The 17,886-nt window shown below is 56.1% G+C and carries 18 protein-coding genes; 3 read left to right on the forward strand and 15 right to left on the reverse strand.

The window, feature by feature from the left end; genetic code table 11:
- Positions 1-12 precede the first annotated feature (12 nt).
- The 11 genes from ACR0ID_RS16220 to ACR0ID_RS16270 form a co-directional block, all read right to left on the reverse strand.
- Complete coding sequence (locus ACR0ID_RS16220; RefSeq protein WP_480555202.1) at positions 13-1,275, reverse strand: FCSD flavin-binding domain-containing protein; 1,263 nt, start codon at positions 1,273-1,275, stop codon at positions 13-15.
- 24 nt (positions 1,276-1,299) lie between these two features.
- Positions 1,300-1,980 (reverse strand): c-type cytochrome, encoded by a 681-nt coding sequence (locus tag ACR0ID_RS16225; protein ID WP_480607013.1) that lies wholly within the window; start codon positions 1,978-1,980, stop codon positions 1,300-1,302.
- A 29-nt stretch (positions 1,981-2,009) separates the two neighbouring features.
- Positions 2,010-3,050 (reverse strand): c-type cytochrome, encoded by a 1,041-nt coding sequence (locus ACR0ID_RS16230; protein WP_480607016.1) that lies wholly within the window; start codon positions 3,048-3,050, stop codon positions 2,010-2,012.
- Positions 3,034-4,305, reverse strand: coding sequence for a sulfite dehydrogenase (soxC, locus tag ACR0ID_RS16235; RefSeq protein ID WP_480607019.1), 1,272 nt, complete (start codon positions 4,303-4,305; stop codon positions 3,034-3,036). Before soxC ends, ACR0ID_RS16230 begins: the two co-directional genes overlap by 17 nt.
- A 65-nt stretch (positions 4,306-4,370) precedes the next feature.
- A complete protein-coding gene (gene soxB, locus ACR0ID_RS16240; protein ID WP_480607022.1) occupies positions 4,371-6,068 on the reverse strand; it encodes a thiosulfohydrolase SoxB in 1,698 nt (565 codons plus the stop codon).
- An 87-nt stretch (positions 6,069-6,155) separates the two neighbouring features.
- Positions 6,156-7,001 (reverse strand): sulfur oxidation c-type cytochrome SoxA, encoded by an 846-nt coding sequence (gene soxA / locus ACR0ID_RS16245; protein ID WP_480495916.1) that lies wholly within the window; start codon positions 6,999-7,001, stop codon positions 6,156-6,158.
- Positions 7,002-7,070: 69 nt separating this feature from the next.
- Positions 7,071-7,400: a thiosulfate oxidation carrier complex protein SoxZ gene (gene soxZ / locus ACR0ID_RS16250; protein ID WP_480607025.1), complete on the reverse strand. Its 330-nt coding sequence runs from the start codon at positions 7,398-7,400 to the stop codon at positions 7,071-7,073.
- A gap of 34 nt (positions 7,401-7,434) precedes the next feature.
- Complete coding sequence (soxY, locus tag ACR0ID_RS16255; RefSeq protein ID WP_480555207.1) at positions 7,435-7,851, reverse strand: thiosulfate oxidation carrier protein SoxY; 417 nt, start codon at positions 7,849-7,851, stop codon at positions 7,435-7,437.
- Positions 7,852-7,897: 46 nt separating this feature from the next.
- Positions 7,898-8,374, reverse strand: coding sequence for a sulfur oxidation c-type cytochrome SoxX (gene soxX / locus ACR0ID_RS16260; protein WP_480607028.1), 477 nt, complete (start codon positions 8,372-8,374; stop codon positions 7,898-7,900).
- Between the two features lie 131 nt (positions 8,375-8,505).
- Positions 8,506-9,084 carry a thioredoxin family protein gene (locus ACR0ID_RS16265; protein WP_480607043.1) on the reverse strand — a complete coding sequence of 193 codons (579 nt, stop codon included), beginning with the start codon at positions 9,082-9,084 and terminating at the stop codon, positions 8,506-8,508.
- Positions 9,085-9,098: 14 nt separating this feature from the next.
- Complete coding sequence (locus tag ACR0ID_RS16270) at positions 9,099-9,839, reverse strand: cytochrome c biogenesis CcdA family protein (protein WP_480607031.1); 741 nt, start codon at positions 9,837-9,839, stop codon at positions 9,099-9,101.
- Between the two features lie 80 nt (positions 9,840-9,919).
- Between ACR0ID_RS16270 and ACR0ID_RS16275 the strand changes: the two genes are divergently transcribed.
- The 3 genes from ACR0ID_RS16275 to ACR0ID_RS16285 all read left to right on the forward strand — a co-directional run bounded on the left by ACR0ID_RS16275 (position 9,920) and on the right by ACR0ID_RS16285 (position 11,807).
- Positions 9,920-10,294 carry a hypothetical protein gene (locus ACR0ID_RS16275; protein ID WP_480607034.1) on the forward strand — a complete coding sequence of 125 codons (375 nt, stop codon included), beginning with the start codon at positions 9,920-9,922 and terminating at the stop codon, positions 10,292-10,294.
- Between the two features lie 100 nt (positions 10,295-10,394).
- Positions 10,395-10,703, forward strand: a complete 309-nt coding sequence (locus ACR0ID_RS16280; RefSeq protein ID WP_480520690.1) for a metalloregulator ArsR/SmtB family transcription factor — start codon at positions 10,395-10,397, stop codon at positions 10,701-10,703.
- A gap of 42 nt (positions 10,704-10,745) precedes the next feature.
- A complete protein-coding gene (locus ACR0ID_RS16285; RefSeq protein WP_480555211.1) occupies positions 10,746-11,807 on the forward strand; it encodes a YeeE/YedE family protein in 1,062 nt (353 codons plus the stop codon).
- A gap of 92 nt (positions 11,808-11,899) precedes the next feature.
- Here ACR0ID_RS16285 and ACR0ID_RS16290 read toward each other — a convergent pair whose 3' ends face one another.
- From ACR0ID_RS16290 to ACR0ID_RS16305, 4 genes are all read right to left on the reverse strand, one after another.
- A complete protein-coding gene (locus ACR0ID_RS16290; protein WP_480607037.1) occupies positions 11,900-13,705 on the reverse strand; it encodes an ABC transporter ATP-binding protein in 1,806 nt (601 codons plus the stop codon).
- A gap of 1 nt (position 13,706) precedes the next feature.
- Positions 13,707-14,636 carry an ABC transporter permease subunit gene (locus ACR0ID_RS16295; RefSeq protein ID WP_480478073.1) on the reverse strand — a complete coding sequence of 310 codons (930 nt, stop codon included), beginning with the start codon at positions 14,634-14,636 and terminating at the stop codon, positions 13,707-13,709.
- A 10-nt stretch (positions 14,637-14,646) separates the two neighbouring features.
- A complete protein-coding gene (gene oppB / locus ACR0ID_RS16300; protein WP_209507493.1) occupies positions 14,647-15,570 on the reverse strand; it encodes an oligopeptide ABC transporter permease OppB in 924 nt (307 codons plus the stop codon).
- Between the two features lie 66 nt (positions 15,571-15,636).
- Positions 15,637-17,265, reverse strand: a complete 1,629-nt coding sequence (locus ACR0ID_RS16305; RefSeq protein WP_480607040.1) for a peptide ABC transporter substrate-binding protein — start codon at positions 17,263-17,265, stop codon at positions 15,637-15,639.
- Positions 17,266-17,886: the final 621 nt, after the last annotated feature.

Below are 17,886 nucleotides of genomic sequence, written 5' to 3' on the forward strand. Positions count from 1 at the left end.
CCTTGGCGTTTCTTAACCGAACATGTCCGATGTGATACCGGCATACCAACCCAGCGACTCTTGGTAGGTTGCTTTTCTCAGGTCGGAGTCTTCGCCGGTCTGGCTGATAAAGCCGTCCACCTTGGCAATCTTTTCTGGCGTTGCTTCATAAGTCGCACCAACCTTGATCCCGTCATCCGTATCAATGAGCGACCAGCACGTGTTCGAAAACTTGGCCGGGAATATCTTTGATCCGGTCAATGCACCGCGAACGGCATTGGCGCAGACTTTCGCCTGGCTGTTGGCCGAAAAACCGGATTTCGGCATGTCGCCTTGCTGGCTGGCATCACCAAGAACATAGATGTCAGGGTCAGCTTTCGATGACATGTCCGCCGCGTTCACCGGTGCCCAGTTGCCATCGGTCACACCGGCCATTTCCGAAATACGCCCGGCTTTCATGGCCGGGATCACGTTGCAGACATCGACCTTGGTTTCTTCACCATCGATGGTCACCGTCATGGCATCCGGATTGACCGAGACATTGCCGCCGCCAAAATCCTCTCCGATCCAGTCGATCATGCCTTCGTAGTGGTCGGCCCAACCTTCCTGGAACAAAGACATCTTGGAGAATTTGTCTTTCGGATCAGCAATGATGATTTTCGCTGTCGGATTGTTCGCCTTCAGCACATGCGCAACCATCGAAACCCGCTCATAAGGTCCGGGGGGGCAACGGTACGGGTTCGGCGGCGCGACCATCGCAAAGGTTCCACCCTCGGGCATCGCCAGAACCTGCGCCTTCAACAGCTCGGTTTGAGAGCCCGCCTTATACGCATGCGGCATCTTGTTTTGTGCAGTCACATCCCACCCCTTGACCGCGCCATCGACAAAGTCGATACCCGGACTCAGGATCAGTTTGTTATATGGAATAGATCCGCCACCCGCTAACGAGACGGTTTTGGCGTCGCGGTCGACACCCACGGCCCAATCGTGAACCACGTTGATACCGTATTTTGCGGCAAGCGTGCCATAGCTGTGCGCAATGTCCGAAAGCTCCTGAAACCCGCCCAGATACAGGTTCGAGAAAAAACAAGTGTAATATGTTTTGGACGGCTCGATCAGGGTGACGTCAATCTCGCCCTTGCTGTCTTTGGCAATATAGCGCGCGGCGGTTGCGCCGCCTGCCCCGCCCCCGACCACCACGACACGGGGCTTTCCCTGCGCCAGCACCATCGGGGCCGACAGCCCGGCGGCAAGTACCCCTGCGGTTCCCAGAAATGTCCGTCTGTTGAGTGTCATCGCGTTTCCTCCCCTTGGGCATTGTCACTGTGGGTTGTTGAAGTAAGCGGCCAATGCCGCGATCTCATCGCTGCTCAGGCGGCCCGCGATCATCTGCATGACGGGATGGGGCCGCTGCTTGTCCTTGTAGGCGTGCATGGCGACAACGAAATCCTGGTCGGGCCAGTAAACGATCGAGGGAATCCCATCATCGCCTCCCTCTATCTGGTGGCATGTCGTGCATTCGCTGCTCAGATATTCGCCGTATTCTGGATCACCCTGTATCGCGAGGATTTCGGGGTTGACGGAATGGTCCGTTCTCTTTGCCGTTGGGTCGGCTTCGGGGATGTCCTGCGGGTTGTCGGAAAACACACGCAAATAGGCAATTACATTGGCCCGATCTTCCGGGTTCTCGAGTCCACGAAAGCTCATTCTGGTGCCGGATGCGAATGCGCGGGGGTTTTCAATGTAAGCCGACAATGTGTCGGCGTGCCATTCCAGCCCCGAAGTACCTGCACGGATCAGGCTTTTGGAATAGGTGAACTCCTCTAGCCCGGCAGCCCGGCGGCCAAATACACCATTCAGGTGCGGACCGATCCTGTTTTCAGCATCGGCGCCGACCTGATGACATTCTTTGCATTGGGCAAACAAAAGTTTGCCGGCTACAGCATCGCCCAAGTCTTCGGTCGCGGTGGCGGCAGTTGTCAGTATACTCGCAGCAAACATGACACCTGTTGCCCACCGCCGCCACATGATCAGCTTCCGAACGACTTCAGGTAAACGATGACCGCGTCGATTTCATCCTGTTTCTTCAGCCCGGCAAAGGACATACGCGTCCCCTTCATGTAGGCTTTAGGCTTGGCCAGAAACGCGGCCATCTCTTCATCCGTCCAGATCAAGCCATCCTCGGCGGCAGCTTTCATGGCCTTGGAGTACTTAAAGCCTTCGACGGCGGCCGCATTGGCACCGGCAACGCCGTTCAATGCCGGACCCGTGCGATGCTTGGCCCCTTCGCCGACCTGATGGCATGACTTGCACTTCTTGAAAACTTTTTCGCCATTTTCGATCATTTCGGGATCAAGTGCCGCTGTGTCGTCAGCGGTTTCTTCGACCTCGACGGGTGCTTTCTCGGAAACAGATGCCGGGTCCGCGCTTTCAGCCCCGGCTTCGTCAGGCGTTACATCCAGAACGGCGGCGCGCATGGTGATTTCCACGCCTTCTTTGCAATCCGTCATGCATGGCTCATCCGTCCAGAAATGCGCCTCGGACGTTTCGCGGTCATCCACGATGAAACCCCCGGCATTCGGCATTTCCACTTCAAGGAAATTTTCGTGCGACAGCGTGAACTCATCATCAACGATGTCGTTGGAAAACAGGATATAGGCGACAATCGCGTAAACATCGTCAGGCTCCAGCGATTGTGCGTCTCCAAACGGCATCGAACGGTTCACATAGTCCCATACCGTCGAAAGGTGCGGCCAGAAGGAGCCCACTGTTTTCAGCGGGTCCTTATCCGCAAGCGTGCCCTCGCCGCCCGCCAGTTTCGGCCAATTGCCCACACCTTCTGCAAAATCGCCATGACAGATCGCGCACCGTTCGGCAAAGACCTCTTCACCGGTGAACACGTCGCCGGACCCTTCGGGCAATCCGGTTCCGTCAGGTGCAACGTCGTGGTCCCATGCTGCGATTTCTTCGGGCAACGCAGGGCGCCCAAGTCCAAGCTTGTCTGCATGGGCTGGAACCGCCACGCACAACCCAAGGGCCGAGGCGGCCAATAGCTTACGATACTTCGACATTTTCCGCCTCTCCGTTTTCCTTGATCCACCAGGTCTGGATACAATTGTTGTGGTAGATCGAGTTCTCACCACGCACGTCGCGCAGCTGAGCTTTGCTGGGTTGGACGTAACCGGTCGAATCCTTGGCGCGGGCCTGCAACAGCATCTCTGTACCGTCCCAGTTATGGTCCAAGTAAAACCGGGTCAGCGCCTTGTCTGTTCCGGGGGCCGCCAGACGGGCCGCAGCCCAGTTCTTGCCACCATCCACCGACACATCGACGCCGGTAATCGAGCCCCGCCCGGACCAGGCCAACCCGGTGATCACCAACGGCCCCGGCCCATGCGTGATCGGCGCTTGCGGGCTGGGCGAGGTGACGACCGATTTGGCGTCCATTACCCATGTCCATTTGCGTGATGTTCCGTCTTCGAGTGTATCCGTATACTTGGATGTCTCTTCGCGACTTTCGATAGCAATCTCGGTGACCTCGACCCGGCGCAGCCACTTAACCCACATGTTGCCTTCCCAGCCGGGAACGACCAGCCTGACCGGATAGCCGTGTTCTTTGCGCAATGCCTCACCATTGGCTTTGAACGCAACAAGTACGTCGTCCATTGCCTTTTCCAGTGGGATTGAGCGGCCGTTCGAGGAAGCATCCGCGCCTTCGACGTAAACCCATTTGCCTTCGGTCTTTACCCCCGCTTCTTCCAGCAGGGTGCGCAGCGGCACACCGGAGTATTCCATGTTGTGGATCATTCCGTGCGTGAACTGCGCGCCGTTGAGCTGCGCACCGGCCCATTCCATACCGGTATTGGCAGCGCATTCGCAGAAATAGATACGGTTTTCGCGCGGGAAACGTTCCAGATCTTCATATGTGAAGATCAGCGGAGTTTCGACCAGACCGTTGATCATCAGACGGTAGTCCGCCTTGCTCAACTCGATCGCACCCGAATGGTGCCGCTCGAACGCGCATCCCTGCGGGGTGATCGTACCATCCAGCGCGTGGATCGGCGTGAAATTGATCGAACTGATCGTGTCTGCGGTCAACCACTCGACATTGCGCCGTACAACATCACTCTCGAATTGGATTGGCAGGCCGTAGGGGGTTGCATCCACGCCTTCGCCCGTTGCCTGTGCCCATTCCTGAACCTGCGTGATCAGCGGGTCAGGGCCTGCGGCGCGCGCCGCTGAGGCTCCGACCGCACCTACGCCAACCGCGGCGGCACCGCTTAGAAACTGGCGACGCGATGGGGCTTTTCCCCTTGGGTTCTCGCTCATCTTGTTTGCCTCCGTCATTCGATCAGCAAATCTTGTATTCAATGTTTGAAGTTCGGTTCGCGCTGTCAGGCTCCGATCACCTCGACCGATGTATTCGGTTCGACGGTTACGGTACCCTGGCTGCGAATGTGGTTTTCGACGACATCCCAGATGGGCGGGCCTTCGGTGCCTTCGTTGACGCTGGCCCAACCGGCCACAACATAGGATTTCGCCGGATCAATCGCCTCACCAGTCTTGAGCAGGGTCATGTCGCTGATCCGCAGCCCTTGCGGTTTGGTCACATCGATACGGTATCCAAGTCCGCCGACCCGCACCATGTCGCCACCCTGCTGGTAATAGGGATCGGGGTTGAACAGGTTGTCGCCAACATCCTCGAGGATCACGTGAATGAACTCACCCGTCATTTCCGTGCGATACGCATTCGGATAAGACATCGAGGTGACGTTCCAGATATCCTCGCGCGTGATCTCGTGACCGGGCAGGATCGACGGTCCCCAGCGCACACCCGGCGACATGGCAATGTCTGCCTCGCGCTCGCTGATCAGTGCGTCACAGATCAGATCGTCCCACGTGCCATTGAAGTTTCCGCGGCGATACAGCAGCGAGTCCGTCTTGCCAATCACTTCGCTTAGCGCCGCATCATATGGTGCACGCTGTTCGTTGATCAGGGCCGTGATTGCCGGATCAGGCGCGATGACGTCTGAAAAGATCGGGATCAGCTTGTGCTTCAACCCCATCATCTGGCCATCCCGCACGTCCAGATCAACGCGGCTGACGAACTTTCCGTTCGAGCCGGACGCGATGATATGCGTCTTTTCGACCAGAACCGGTTCAGGCAATGCGTCATGGGTGTGACCGCTCAGGATTACGTCAATCCCCTGAACACGGCTCGCCATCTTCTTATCCACGTCAAAGCCGTTATGGCTGAGGACAACGACCACATCGGCACCGGCGTCGCGCACCTCGTCCACCATGGCCTGCATGTTCTCATCCCGGATCCCGAACGAGTATTCCGGGAACATCCAACTGGGGTTGGCAATTGGCATATACGGGAAAGCCTGTCCGATAACGGCAACTTTGGCCCCGCCGCGCTCGAAGAACTTGTAGGGCTTGAAAAGTTCCGCAGGTTCATCCCATTCCGCGTCAAAGATATTCTGACCTAGCGCCGCAAAGGGCAAACCTTCGACGATCTCGTTGACCCGCTCGCTGCCCAACGTGAACTCCCAATGGAATGTCATCGCATCGGGCTTGAGTGCATTCATCACGTTGACCATGTCCTGACCCGCCGTCTGATAGCAGGTATACGAGCCATGCCAGGTGTCGCCCCCATCCAGCAACAGCGCATCTGGCCGGTCGGCACGGATGGCGTTGATAACAGTCGAGACCCGGTCAAGCCCTCCGACGCGGCCATACGTTTTTGCCAATGCAGCAAAGTCATTGTAGGTAAGCGCATAGGCGGACGGGCTGCCATCTTCGATTCCGTAAGCCTTGCGAAACGCGGCCCCCGTCACATGCGGCATTTGCCCGCGCGCGTCTCCGATGCCCAGATTGACCTCGGGCTCGCGGAAGTAGATCGGTTTAAGCTGCGCGTGGATATCGGTGATGTGAATCAGGCTGATATTTCCGAAGGTCTCAAATTCCAGCAACTGGTCCTGGCTCAGGCTTTGCTGGGCCGCCAGCCTTGCCCAGTTCCCTAAACCGGATGCCCCATATAGCGCTGAGGCCGCCATGGAGACCTGTAGAAAATCACGTCGCGATATCATCTGTCGGCTTTCCTGTTTCACATATAAATGTGTGAATGTAGTAGAAATGAAAAACCCGCGCCCGACAATCCCGGCGCGGGTTCTTTGTTACTGGCGTACCGACGGCGTTTCGACCGAAAGCCCATTGCCGCGCGATGCAACATAAAGCTCCAGTGCGCGGAATTCGTCCGAGCCTTCTGCAAAGGTTTCAGCGCGTGTATCGCGAATACAGCCGCGGAAGCGATTGTGGCGCGAGATCAGCTTGGCCTGTTTCAGACGATAGGTCGGGAAACCGTTGACCATCCCCTGGCTCAGATGGTCGGCCCGGATCATGTTGCCCCAGTTGTCTTCGTGACAGTTGGCGCAGCTCAACTCCAGCTGACCATATCGTGTGTAGTACATTTCCTTGCCCTGCTCCCAATACGGGGCCGCATCACCATCAATGGCGACATTCATGGGCAATCCACGCGATTGCAGAGCGATCAATGCCACCACACCCTGCATATCCGCACCCGACCACTTCCACGCGTCCGCTTCCATGCGTTCCGTGCGGCACTTGTTGATCAGGTCTTCCATTACCACCAGCTTGCCGGTTTCCGCATCGACCTTTGGCATAGATGCCTGCAACCCCTCAAAGCTTTCCACGTCACTGTGGCAGGACGCGCAGCTTTTGCCAGCCGCCCCATCGACAGTCTGGTACAGGTCCGAGGCCTGATCGACAAATACCATCGCCGGGTTGTCGAAATCGTCGATCTGCAAAGCCTGGGTTTCATCGGTCCTGAAATGCCACCCCGAGTAGATCGTATCGAAGTTCTCGACATGGGCCGGGGCTTCGGTCACCGAAACCATTTCCAGTTCTTCGTTGATCACCAACTTGTCTTCGTCAGGTCCGGCGGCCACTGATACTGGGAATGCCAGAACTGCCGCGATCGCCGTGAGTGCTTTTTTATTCATTGCGTTCCTCCCTTGGGTGATCAGCGCAGGTTTCGCCACCGGCGCTGATCTGCCAGTGCGGTCGAGCCGTCAGGCGATCTCGATCGAGTTTTTTGTGTCGTAAACAGAACCGTCATCGTCATACCACGTGAAGACGAATTCCCCGGCTTCGGGCACGGTTGCATCGAATTGAAAGTACGGGTTTGTCGAAATCGCTGGTTCCATGGCCACGTCTATCACGAGCTGGCCGTTAAACTCGCAGGTGAATCGGTTGATGATCGACCGCGGGATAACGTTGCCTTCCTTGTCCTTTCGCTGACCGCTTTCCATATTGTGGCTGATCAGCGTTTTGATCGTGACTGCTTCGCCAACAGCGGCTGTTTTTGGAACCTTGACGCGGGGTTTTACACCGGATGCCATTGGTTGTTCTCCTGTTCTTCAGGGCGCGTGGCGATCAGCCGCCGCAGCCGCCAATTGTCACTTTTACGGTTGCCGAGGCCTTGGCAAAGCTGCCATCAGCCATTTTGGCCACAGCAATGACATCCTGCGTTCCGGCAAGTCGAATACGGGTCGAAGCCGCCTGTGCAGCAGCCAGCGGGCCAAAGTTGAACGTGGCAACGCCGGGCTCGGGGTTTCCGGCTGCTACGATCAGGATTGCAGCCGCACCCGGTGCGCTGACTTCGATCGGAACGGTGTTTCCGTTCTCGGCAATTTCCGGCGCCGTCAGTGTCACACCGCCGTCGGCCATGTCTGCACCGCCAGTAAACGCAGCTATCGCGTCTTCCGCAGCCGCATTTGCGCGGAACGGCATCAGGGTCAGGACCGCAGCGCCCAGACCAAGAGCCAGAGTCTCGCGACGAGAAATTTCCATTTTCAATCTCCTTTGGATCCTCACGAATTCACGCCTGAAAGCGTGATTATTGTTCTTTAAGGGTTGCGAGGAACGCGACGACGTCCTCGATTTCCTGTGCAGTCAAGATTGACGTCAAAGGCCCTGATGGGGCTTTGCCCGTATAGGCGTCGCCCGGGCGGATATAGCCGTCATCCTTGTAGAAAGCCGGCATGACCGTTCCGTCAAACGTCATCTTGGCATTTGCGACCAGTCCTCGAAGCTCCGCCTCGGACCACCGATCCCCGGCCCCATCCAGCAGCGGACCGACTTCGCCATGGAACGGAATATCCGCCAAGGCCGTGACCTGGTGACAGGCCACACAGTTGCCCTTGGATTTCTCGCCCACGATGATCGCACCGTTTGCCGCATCGCCGTCGACGCCGGTCAATGAAGCCTCGATCGCACCATAATCGTCGAACTGTACGTCTTTTGGTCCTGTTTCTGCCGCGATGGCGGCACTGCCTGTTATGATACAAGCCAAAGTCAAGTGTCTCAGCTTCATGATCCCTCCCATTTGCTACCGCGCCGATGGCGCTTTGCGACCCAAAGCCTCTGTGTACCGTAGTCGACGGGCAGGGTTCATCGCAACATTAAATTCATCTTAATGAATTTTTTTATTTATATTACGCCGCATCAATCTTGCGAAACATTGTTTCGCTCTTGAATGCGGCGCGCATGATACCGTTGAAAATCTTCCCCATTATCAAGCTCGTACCGTTTTTCATTGACCCAGGTAAAAAGATCGAGGGTCGTTCCCTTCGAGAACGCCCCGGGCATGACCGCAACGGCCGCTTCGATTGCTGTGGCATCCTCTGATACGTCCTCCGGTAAGAAAACCAATGTAGGGGTGAACAGAATCCCCCATTTGCGCATCAGTGATCTTTGCTCGGCTTCTTCTCCGTCAAAATCGGTGGCCAAGGTGCTTCCGTGTAAGTCCAGCTGAACGACAAAGAAGTTTTCTTCGATATACGAAGACAGGTCGGGTTGGGGGAAAACCTCTTCATGCATTTTTTTGCAGTAGATGCAGCCCTGTTGTTCAATGAACAGAACCAGCCGCTTACCTTCCCCCCTCGCCTCTTCAAGGTCTTCACGAAGGTCTTTGAACGTGTCTCGCATCCACGGCGTTTTATGCAGACCGTCATCCCCCAGTTCAGCTGCGGAAACCGCCCCTGCAAACAGCCCTGCAATCAAGAACAGTATTACCCGTGTCATGGTGTCCTCCCGAATTAGCCGATGGCCGCCAGCCAAGGCATGTGATCCAGCATCCATTGTGCGATTAAATTTATGGAATTGGTCGCGATCAGGATGCCAAAAAGAATCAGCAAGACACCCATCGCCTTTTCAATCAATCCCAGATGTTTCCGGAAGGGCGCCATCCATTGCATGAAGGGCCGAACCAGAAAGGCTGCGAGAACAAACGGCGCCGTCATGCCAACCCCATAGACAAACAAAAGCGCGGCACCGCGCCAGGCGGTCTCGGTTCCGGCCGCCGTGAACAGGATCGCCGCCAGAACCGGCCCGACGCAAGGCGTCCAGCCAAAGGCAAAAGACAGCCCCAGAACATATGCCCCGATCACGCTTGCATTTGTCGTCTTGCCGATATCTGCACGGAACTGTCGATACAGGAACCCGATACGGAAAAGACCCAGAAAATGCAGGCCCATCGCGATGATGATGAGCGCAGCGATCCATCGCAGAATGTCGAAATACGCGCGTACCATCTGACCAAAGATCGACGCCGTGGCCCCAAGCGCCATGAAGACCGTGATGATCCCGGCGGCAAAAGCTATCGCTGACAGGGTCGCCCGGCGGCGAACATCCGGGGTGATCGTCGAACCAGCCGAAATCTGCTCCATCCCGACACCCGCCAGATAACTTAGGTAGAACGGGACTATGGGCAGAATGCAGGGGGACAGGAAAGACAAAAGCCCCGCGATCAGAGCCCCTGCAAACGTGATGTCGAGCATGGTCAAATCAGTCCTGACAGGCTATTATTCATACATTCAAAATAATAAAGATATACCACCTCGGTCAATCGGAGCTTTTGATGCGTCACGCAATTCAAACATTGTTCGTCATCACATTGTTGATCTGGCCTGCTGCGTCGCGGGCCGAAATGGTGTTGCTGATGGCGGAAGAAGACGGGTGCATGTGGTGCGCCCGCTGGGACGCCGAGATTTCCGAAATCTACCCGCTGACAGCGGAAGGAAAAGTTGCCCCATTGCAACGAACGGACATCCACGCAACCACGCCCGAATGGATTATCCTGTATCGGCCCCTTTTCTATACGCCGACCTTTGTATTGCTGGAGGACGGTCATGAAATCGGCCGGATCGAGGGTTATCCTGGCGAAGACTTTTTCTGGGGGCTATTGGGTGTTTTACTACGTGACGCCGGAGTAATGATCGAGAGCTCTGGTTAAATCCCCAGGATTTACATATACTGTTTTGAATACGTGAAGCCACGAAAGCGAGAGGATCTTGTTGGACAAACAGTCGAAACTGCCCGTGTTCACCAAGGACATGTACAACGAGGACTTGGACAGGATGATGGATAACGCCCAGACGGCGTCCAATTTCCTCAAGGCGATCAGCCATGAGGGGCGGCTGATGATTCTGTGTTATTTGTCATCTGGTGAGAAATCCGTCACGCAGATGGAGGAAATGCTGTCGGCCAGACAGGCTGCCGTTTCCCAACAGTTGTCCCGCCTGCGCTTTGAAGGGCTGGTCAAGACACGACGCGAAGGCAAAACGATCTACTACAGATTGGCGGACGACCGGTCGACTCAGATTCTGGAAGTCGTCTACAATCTTTTCTGTCGGGACAAGTAGAAGCCCGAGAGAAACACCGCCAGCTTTGGGAGGAGACTGGCCATGTTCGAACTTCTGGGAGACGCCAATACAGTTGCGCTGGTCGGTCTGGTCGGCGGCATTGTACTTGGGCTTGCCGCGCGCATTGGGCGGTTCTGCACCTTGGGTGCGATTGAAGATTATCTTTATGCAAATGACGACCGGCGCCTGCGTATGTGGGCCGTCGCGATTGGTGTTGCGATCGTCGGCAGCCATTTGGGCATGGCGTTAGGGTGGATTGATCCACTCAGCACGACCTATATTGCGCAGACGTGGAATCCGATCGGATCGGTCATTGGCGGATTGATGTTCGGATATGGCATGGCCATCAGCGGAAACTGTGGCTATGGCGCGCTCGCGCGCCTTGGCGGCGGTGACCTTCGGTCATTCGTCATTGTCCTGATCGTGGGCCTTTCCGCATATGTGGTCATGTCCGGCCCTCTGGCCTATGTCAGGATCTGGCTTTTTCCCGAAGCCATGGATCTCGGTAATCCACAAAGCGTCAGCTTCCTTGCCGAACGGCTGACGTCGATACCTGCATGGGTTACAGGAACGCTTGTCGGCTCTGCCATAGTAGTGTTTGCCCTGACAAATGATCGTTTTCGTAAATCACCTGCGCAGGTTTTTTGGGGTGCGGCGGTCGGATTGGCAGTCGTTTCAGGCTGGCTTGGCACCAATTGGGTAGCCACACACGGGTTTGACGGTGAGACCTTGCAGACACACACGTTTGCCGCGCCTTTGGGTGATACCGTGTTCTATCTCATGACCGCCTCAGGCAACACGCTCTCGTTTGCGGTCGGTTCGGTTTCAGGGGTTCTGATTGGTGCTTTCTTGGGGTCATGGTCAAAAGGTCATTTCCGATGGGAAGCCTGCGAAGATCCACGTGAGCTTAAGCGGCAGATGTTGGGGGCGGCGATAATGGGGCCCGGGGCAATAATTGCGGTTGGATGCAGTGTCGGGCAAGGCATCTCCGCTTTTTCTCTGCTGGCCTATAGCGCGCCCATAACCTTTGCGGCGATCTTTGCCGGAGCAGCTCTTGGCCTGCGACAGCTTGTGTCAGGATTGTCTTTCATTCCCGAACGTTAAGCCCCACCACACGCTGCGGTTTCTTCGAACAGTCCCTGCGCAGGTTTTCGGTGCACGCACCAAGCATCGAAAACCTGCAACAGACCTTTCGATCAGACATTGGCCATGATGGAATCCAGCGTGTCGTGTTCCGCTACAAAATGGTCTGGTGCGACTTCTTGCAGCTTTGGAACATAATCACTGTGACCGTTGACCAGTCGGCTGGGCAAAAACCGCAACGCGGCTTTGGGATCCAGCGGCGATGGCAGCTCACCCGGCAGTTTAAGGCGCTGCCGCGTCCGCTCTACATCCGGGTCCGGTATCGGCACGGCCGAGATCAGTGATTGAGTATAAGGATGGATCGGCTCCGAGCAGATCACCTCTCCATCACCCATTTCCACAATCCGACCAAGATACAGAACCATGATCCGGTTCGATACCGCACGCACAACCGACAAGTCATGGCTGATGAATATCATCGACAGGCCAAATTCCTGCTGAAGTTCCTTTAGCAGCTCGACAATCTGTGCCTGAATGGAAACGTCGAGCGCTGAAACCGCTTCGTCACAGATAATCAGCCTGGGCTTGTTGATCATCGCCCGTGCAATGCCGACGCGCTGGTTCTGCCCTCCGGACAGCTCGTGCGGGTAACGGTTGATCATGTTGGCCTGTAGACCAACCCGCTCCATCATCTCGGCGACCATCTGTTTGCGTTCCCGGTCCGTCAGATCGGGGCGGTAGGTTTTCAGCGGCTCAGCAATCGACGCTGAAATGGTCATGCGTGGATCAAGACTGGCCAACGGGTCTTGGAACACGATCTGCAGGTCCTTGCGGTATTTGTTCAGCTCGGATCGCTTCAAGCCGACGATCGGATGGCCCAACCAGCTGACGCCGCCCGCGCTGGGTTCGATCAGTTGCAAGACCGCGCGCGCCAGTGTCGATTTTCCGCAACCGGATTCGCCCACGACACCCAGAGTTTCGCCCTTGCGAATATCAAAGCTGACACCGTCGACAGCTTTCAGCGGAACCTTGCGCCCGAACAACCCGCCAGAGACATGAATAGGGAAATGAACTTTGACATCATCGACCTTGAGAAGGGGTTCTTCGGCCTTTTCCAAAGCGCGCGGTGCGTCGCCGGAATCAATCCGGGGCATCGCCTCCAGCAGGGCCCGCGTGTATTCATGTTGCGGATTTCGGAACAGCGCGCGTGTTTCACCGGCTTCGACGAATTCACCCATCCGCATGACCTGAACCCGGTCGCACATGCGCGCAACGACGCCCATGTCATGCGTGATCAGTGCAATTGCGGTGCCCTCATCTTTTTGCAGGTGAACCATCAGGTCAAGGATGTCTGCCTGAACAGTAACATCCAGCGCTGTCGTCGGCTCGTCCGCAATAAGCAGTTTGGGGCTGCACAGCATCGACATCGCAATCATCACACGCTGCCGCATTCCGCCGGATAATTCGTGCGGGAACTGGTCCAGACGACGGCCCGCTTCGGGAATTCGCACCCTGTCCAACCACTCCAGACAGCGCGCGCGCGCCGCGGACCCCTTCAGGCCCTCGTGGACCTGCAGCACTTCGCGCATCTGCTGCCCAATCTTCAGATGTGGTGTCAAAGCGGTCAGAGGATCCTGAAAGATCATGCCAACATCATCGCCGCGGATCTGGTTCAGCTTGTTCACTGGCAGGTTCAATATCTCCTGACCGTTCAGCTTGGCTGACCCGCTGGCGTGTCCGGCAGAGGGCAACAAACCCATAGCGGCCATGAAAGTCTGGCTTTTGCCGGATCCACTTTCACCAACGATACCAAGGCATTCGCCCGGATTGATATCAAAACTGATATCCTTGACCGCCTCGACGACACCATCGGGGGTGTCAAACCGGACGCTCAGGTTCTTTACGGAAAACAGACTCATATCAGCGGTCCTTCGGGTCCAAAGCGTCACGCAGACCATCGCCGATGAAGAACATCGTGATGATAATGGCGACATAGAATGTCAGCGGGAACATCAATTGCCACAGCGTTCCATAGCCCATGGTTCCCGCCCCTTCTGCGATCAGTCTTCCCAGCGACGTGTAAGGTTCGGAAATTCCCAGACCCAGGAATGAGATGAAGCTTTCGGTCAGGATCATTTCGGGCACCAGAAGCGACGCATAGACGATCACGACACCCAGCAGATTAGGCAATATATGGCGATACATGATCGTGAATTCACTGACGCCCGCGGCGCGAGCAGCCTCGATGAATTCGCGGTTCTTCAGGGCAAGCGTCTGCCCGCGAACGATACGTGACATGGTCAGCCATCCAACCGCGCCCAGTGCGATGAAAAGCGTGAAGAAGGATCGCCCGGCAACAACCAGCAGAAGGATGATGATCAGAGTTGTCGGGATAGCCAGAAGGATGTCGACAAAACGCATCATGGCGCCATCCGTCCGACCCCCAAAGTAACCGGCAGTAATGCCATAACACGTACCAACGATCAGAGCGGTCGCCGCCCCGATCAACCCCACAAGCAGGGACGTCGTGGTAGCCTGAATGACGCGGCTGTACAGATCGCGCCCCAGATCATCGACACCGAAATAGTGACCCGTTTCCATCGACGGCATTCCCATGCCCCGGACATCGCCCATGACATTCCAGTCGATCTCTTCATTGCTCCAGACCGCAAAATACGGGCCAAGGATTGTGAACAACACGATAAGCAGCAAAATGAACACACTGGCCATTGCCGCTTTGTTTCTTACAAAGCGCATGCGCGCGTCCTGCCAGAGCGAACGCCCCTGAACGGCTGTATAATCGGTGATTTCTTCGGCCAGATGCGCGGCTTTTTGTGATTTTCCTAGCATATCCAGCCCCTCAGTAGCGGATCTTCGGATCGAACCAGGCATAGGCCAGATCGGTCAGCAGGTTTACCAGAACGGTCAGAACGCCATAGAGGATCGTAACCCCAAGCAGCACAGCATAGTCGCGTGACAAGGCCGAGCCGACATAAGCCTGCCCCAGACCACCGGTCGAGAAGTAGATGTCAACAAAGACGGATCCGGTCAGCACATAAACAAACACCGGCCCCAGATAAGATACGACCGGCAGCAAGGTCGGCTTCATCGCATGGCGCCAGATCACGGTTCTTGTCGGCAGGCCCTTGGCACGGGCGGTTCTGATAAAGTTCGAATTCAGAACCTCCAGCATTGAAGACCGGGTGATCCGTGCAATCGATCCCATGTAAGATGTCGCAAGGGCGATAACCGGCATGATCAGATAGGGCCATTGACCACCATTCCACCCACCGCCGGGCAACCATCCCAGCCACAGGGTGAAGGTCAGGATCAGGATCGGACCCATGATGAAGTTGGGCAGCGCCTGCGCTGCAATCCCCAGCCCAACCGCAAAGTAGTCGATCCAGCTGTTGTGCCGGATCGCGGCGGCAATCCCCAGCCCGATGCCAACCACAGTAGCGACCAGAAAGGACAGCGACCCATAGGTCAGCGAGATCGGAAAGCCCTGCGCGATGATGTCGTTCACATCGCGGTCCTTGAACTTGAAGGACGGTCCAAAATCGAAATGCACAACGATATTGTACAGATAGTCCCAGAGTTGCTTCCACAACGGCTGGTCCAGACCATACCGCGCCTCGATATTGGCCAGAACCTGCGGCGGCAATGTCCGTTCCGAGGTAAAGGGCCCACCGGGCGCATAGTGCATCAAAAAGAAACAGGCGACGATCAGCAGCAGGATCGTCGGTATGGCGGTCAGCACCCGCCGAATGACATAGGCAAGCATTCAATGCCCCCAATAGATGGCGCTGCCCCGAAGAAAACTTCGGGGCAGGTCATGGTCAGAAGATGATTACTCGGCGATTTTGTAGAGGTTCTTGGAATACCAGTTTTGCTCTACGTTTTTGACCGGCCAGTTTCCGACATCGCTGTCCATCATGTAGACACCAGCATAGTGATAGATCGGGATAACGGGGGTTTCCTGAGCGATAATACGCTCGACCTCGGTGTACAGCGGTGCCGGATCGTCCGAAGTTTTGGCTTCGGCCAACAACTCGTCCACACGGGCATTGTTATACTTGCCGTCGTTGTAGCCCGAATCCGACTGCAACAGGTCAAGGAAGGTTGAGGCTTCGTTATAGTCGCCACACCACGCGCCGCGGGCCAGATCAAAGTTCTGGTTGCCCCGCTCTTCCAGGAAGACTTTCCATTCCATGTTGGCCAGTTCAACATTGGCGCCCAGTTTTTGCTTCCACATCTGACTCAGCGCGACAGCAACTTTCTTGTGGGCTTCCGAAGTGTTGTAGACCATCGAGAAGGTCAAAGGGTTATCCGCACCAAAGCCGGCCTCGGCCAACAGTTCCTTGGCCAGCTCATCGCGCTCGGCCTGGCTCATTGACGCCATTTCAACGACCGGAACCGTAAAGCCTGCGGTTGCTTCTGGCACAAATGTATACGCGGGCGGCTCGCCACCGGCCTTGATGTTCTTGGTGATGATGTCCCGGTCAACGGCTAGCGACAGAGCCTGACGAACTTTGGGGTTCTTGAATTCTTCAGGGCCGCTGTCAGACACGTTAAACGTGTAGTAATAGTTGCACAGGCGCGGGAAGCTGATGGCCTCGCCCGGATGCTCTTCTTGCAGACGCGGGAATTGACCGGCAGGAACTTCGGTCCGGTCCAATTCACCGGCCAGATAGCGGGTCAGGGCTACGTTTTCATCATTGATGACCAGTGCCACAACCTTGTCGATGATGGTGTTGTCATTGTCCCAGTACATCTCGTTGCGCTCACGGACCGAACGTTCCTGCGGCAAGTGCTCGGTCAGAACATACGCGCCATTCGACACGATGTTTCCCGGTTTGGTCCATTCGTCACCAAATTCCGCGATCACCTTCTGAGGTGCCGGGAAGGTTGTCGAATGCGTCGTCATCTGAGGGAAATACGGCAGCGGCGCGCTCAACGTGACTTCCAGGGTTGTGTCATCGATGGCTTTGACGCCCAGATCATCAATCGGCTTTTCGCCTGCGATGATTGCCGAAGCGTTTTCGATCGACATCAGCTCCATGAACCACGCGTAAGGAGAGGACAGTGCCGGATCAACTGCGCGTTTCCATGCAAAAACGAAATCTCCGGCGGTTACCGGGTCGCCATTCGACCATTTCGCATTGTCGCGCAGTGTGAAGGTGTAAACCTTCTTGCTGTCATCGACGGTGTAACCTGTTGCAACGCCCGGAACCAGATTGCCATCCTCATCCTGGTTCATCAGCCCTTCAAACAGGTCACGTACAATTTCAGCACCGGAAACGTCTTCGACAACCTGCGGATCGACCGAGCTGTGCTCGTCCAGAATGCGGTAGGTAAAGGTCTGATCGTCCGCCAGCGCTTCGCCGGTTTCAGGATGCGTGCCAGCGGCAAACGCGGCACCTGTGATCATGGTCGACGACAAAAGCCCCGCCACTGAGTTCCGAATGTATCTGTTCATGATTTCTCTCCCATAAGTTCGTCGCTGCGCGGCCCCACTTGATCTGGGTCGCACGCAGCAGCCGGATTAGACCGACGCCCGCTGAGACTTCGTTCATTTCGATTTTGATTTTGCCAATTCGCAAGGAACACTGCGTCGCAGCTTTCTTGGTTTCTGTCGGTAAAGAAGTTGCGAAAGTTGTCTTTCGCTGCCGCAAACCGTGACATCTTTTGGCTCTGGGATAAAGCCTTGATGAAATTTCAAGCAACCATAAGCAGAAATATCCCCAACGACCTGTCGCTGGCAATTTTCTGAGGATCGGCCCGGTTTTCGTGACATTTTCGTGAAGCCACGCGGGTTCCGAACGATCCCTCGTGCCCGAATGGCAACCGCATCCCGGTCTCCGACAAACCAAAACGGCGCGAATCAGTGGCGACGTTTTAACAATCCTGCAATCCGTTACCCGTCACGCGTGGTTTAGAATATCACCGGTCAGAACGTTGAGCTTTGCAAGCCCCTCTCGCAAGTGGTCTTCCGGCAGGGCAGAGCTGAACGAGCGTGTTGCACAAATCGTTTCCGATGCGTAGCTGGTCCTTTGATTTGACTGCGGGATGCTGTGATGCCTTTCAAATTCAATGCGTC

This window comes from Ruegeria sp. AL2 (genome assembly GCF_056540845.1).

Excerpts from the sequence above, each read along its gene's own strand:
- ACR0ID_RS16220 (WP_480555202.1), bottom strand. The coding sequence starts at position 1,275 with ATGACACTCAACAGACGGACATTTCTGGGAACCGCAGGGGTACTTGCC.
- ACR0ID_RS16225 (WP_480607013.1), bottom strand. The coding sequence starts at position 1,980 with ATGTTTGCTGCGAGTATACTGACAACTGCCGCCACCGCGACCGAAGAC.
- ACR0ID_RS16230 (WP_480607016.1), bottom strand. The coding sequence starts at position 3,050 with ATGTCGAAGTATCGTAAGCTATTGGCCGCCTCGGCCCTTGGGTTGTGC.
- soxC (WP_480607019.1), bottom strand. The coding sequence starts at position 4,305 with ATGAGCGAGAACCCAAGGGGAAAAGCCCCATCGCGTCGCCAGTTTCTA.
- soxB (WP_480607022.1), bottom strand. The coding sequence starts at position 6,068 with ATGATATCGCGACGTGATTTTCTACAGGTCTCCATGGCGGCCTCAGCG.
- soxA (WP_480495916.1), bottom strand. The coding sequence starts at position 7,001 with ATGAATAAAAAAGCACTCACGGCGATCGCGGCAGTTCTGGCATTCCCA.
- soxZ (WP_480607025.1), bottom strand. The coding sequence starts at position 7,400 with ATGGCATCCGGTGTAAAACCCCGCGTCAAGGTTCCAAAAACAGCCGCT.
- soxY (WP_480555207.1), bottom strand. The coding sequence starts at position 7,851 with ATGGAAATTTCTCGTCGCGAGACTCTGGCTCTTGGTCTGGGCGCTGCG.
- soxX (WP_480607028.1), bottom strand. The coding sequence starts at position 8,374 with ATGAAGCTGAGACACTTGACTTTGGCTTGTATCATAACAGGCAGTGCC.
- ACR0ID_RS16265 (WP_480607043.1), bottom strand. The coding sequence starts at position 9,084 with ATGACACGGGTAATACTGTTCTTGATTGCAGGGCTGTTTGCAGGGGCG.
- ACR0ID_RS16270 (WP_480607031.1), bottom strand. The coding sequence starts at position 9,839 with ATGCTCGACATCACGTTTGCAGGGGCTCTGATCGCGGGGCTTTTGTCT.
- ACR0ID_RS16275 (WP_480607034.1), top strand. The coding sequence starts at position 9,920 with ATGCGTCACGCAATTCAAACATTGTTCGTCATCACATTGTTGATCTGG.
- ACR0ID_RS16280 (WP_480520690.1), top strand. The coding sequence starts at position 10,395 with ATGTACAACGAGGACTTGGACAGGATGATGGATAACGCCCAGACGGCG.
- ACR0ID_RS16285 (WP_480555211.1), top strand. The coding sequence starts at position 10,746 with ATGTTCGAACTTCTGGGAGACGCCAATACAGTTGCGCTGGTCGGTCTG.
- ACR0ID_RS16290 (WP_480607037.1), bottom strand. The coding sequence starts at position 13,705 with ATGAGTCTGTTTTCCGTAAAGAACCTGAGCGTCCGGTTTGACACCCCC.
- ACR0ID_RS16295 (WP_480478073.1), bottom strand. The coding sequence starts at position 14,636 with ATGCTAGGAAAATCACAAAAAGCCGCGCATCTGGCCGAAGAAATCACC.
- oppB (WP_209507493.1), bottom strand. The coding sequence starts at position 15,570 with ATGCTTGCCTATGTCATTCGGCGGGTGCTGACCGCCATACCGACGATC.
- ACR0ID_RS16305 (WP_480607040.1), bottom strand. The coding sequence starts at position 17,265 with ATGAACAGATACATTCGGAACTCAGTGGCGGGGCTTTTGTCGTCGACC.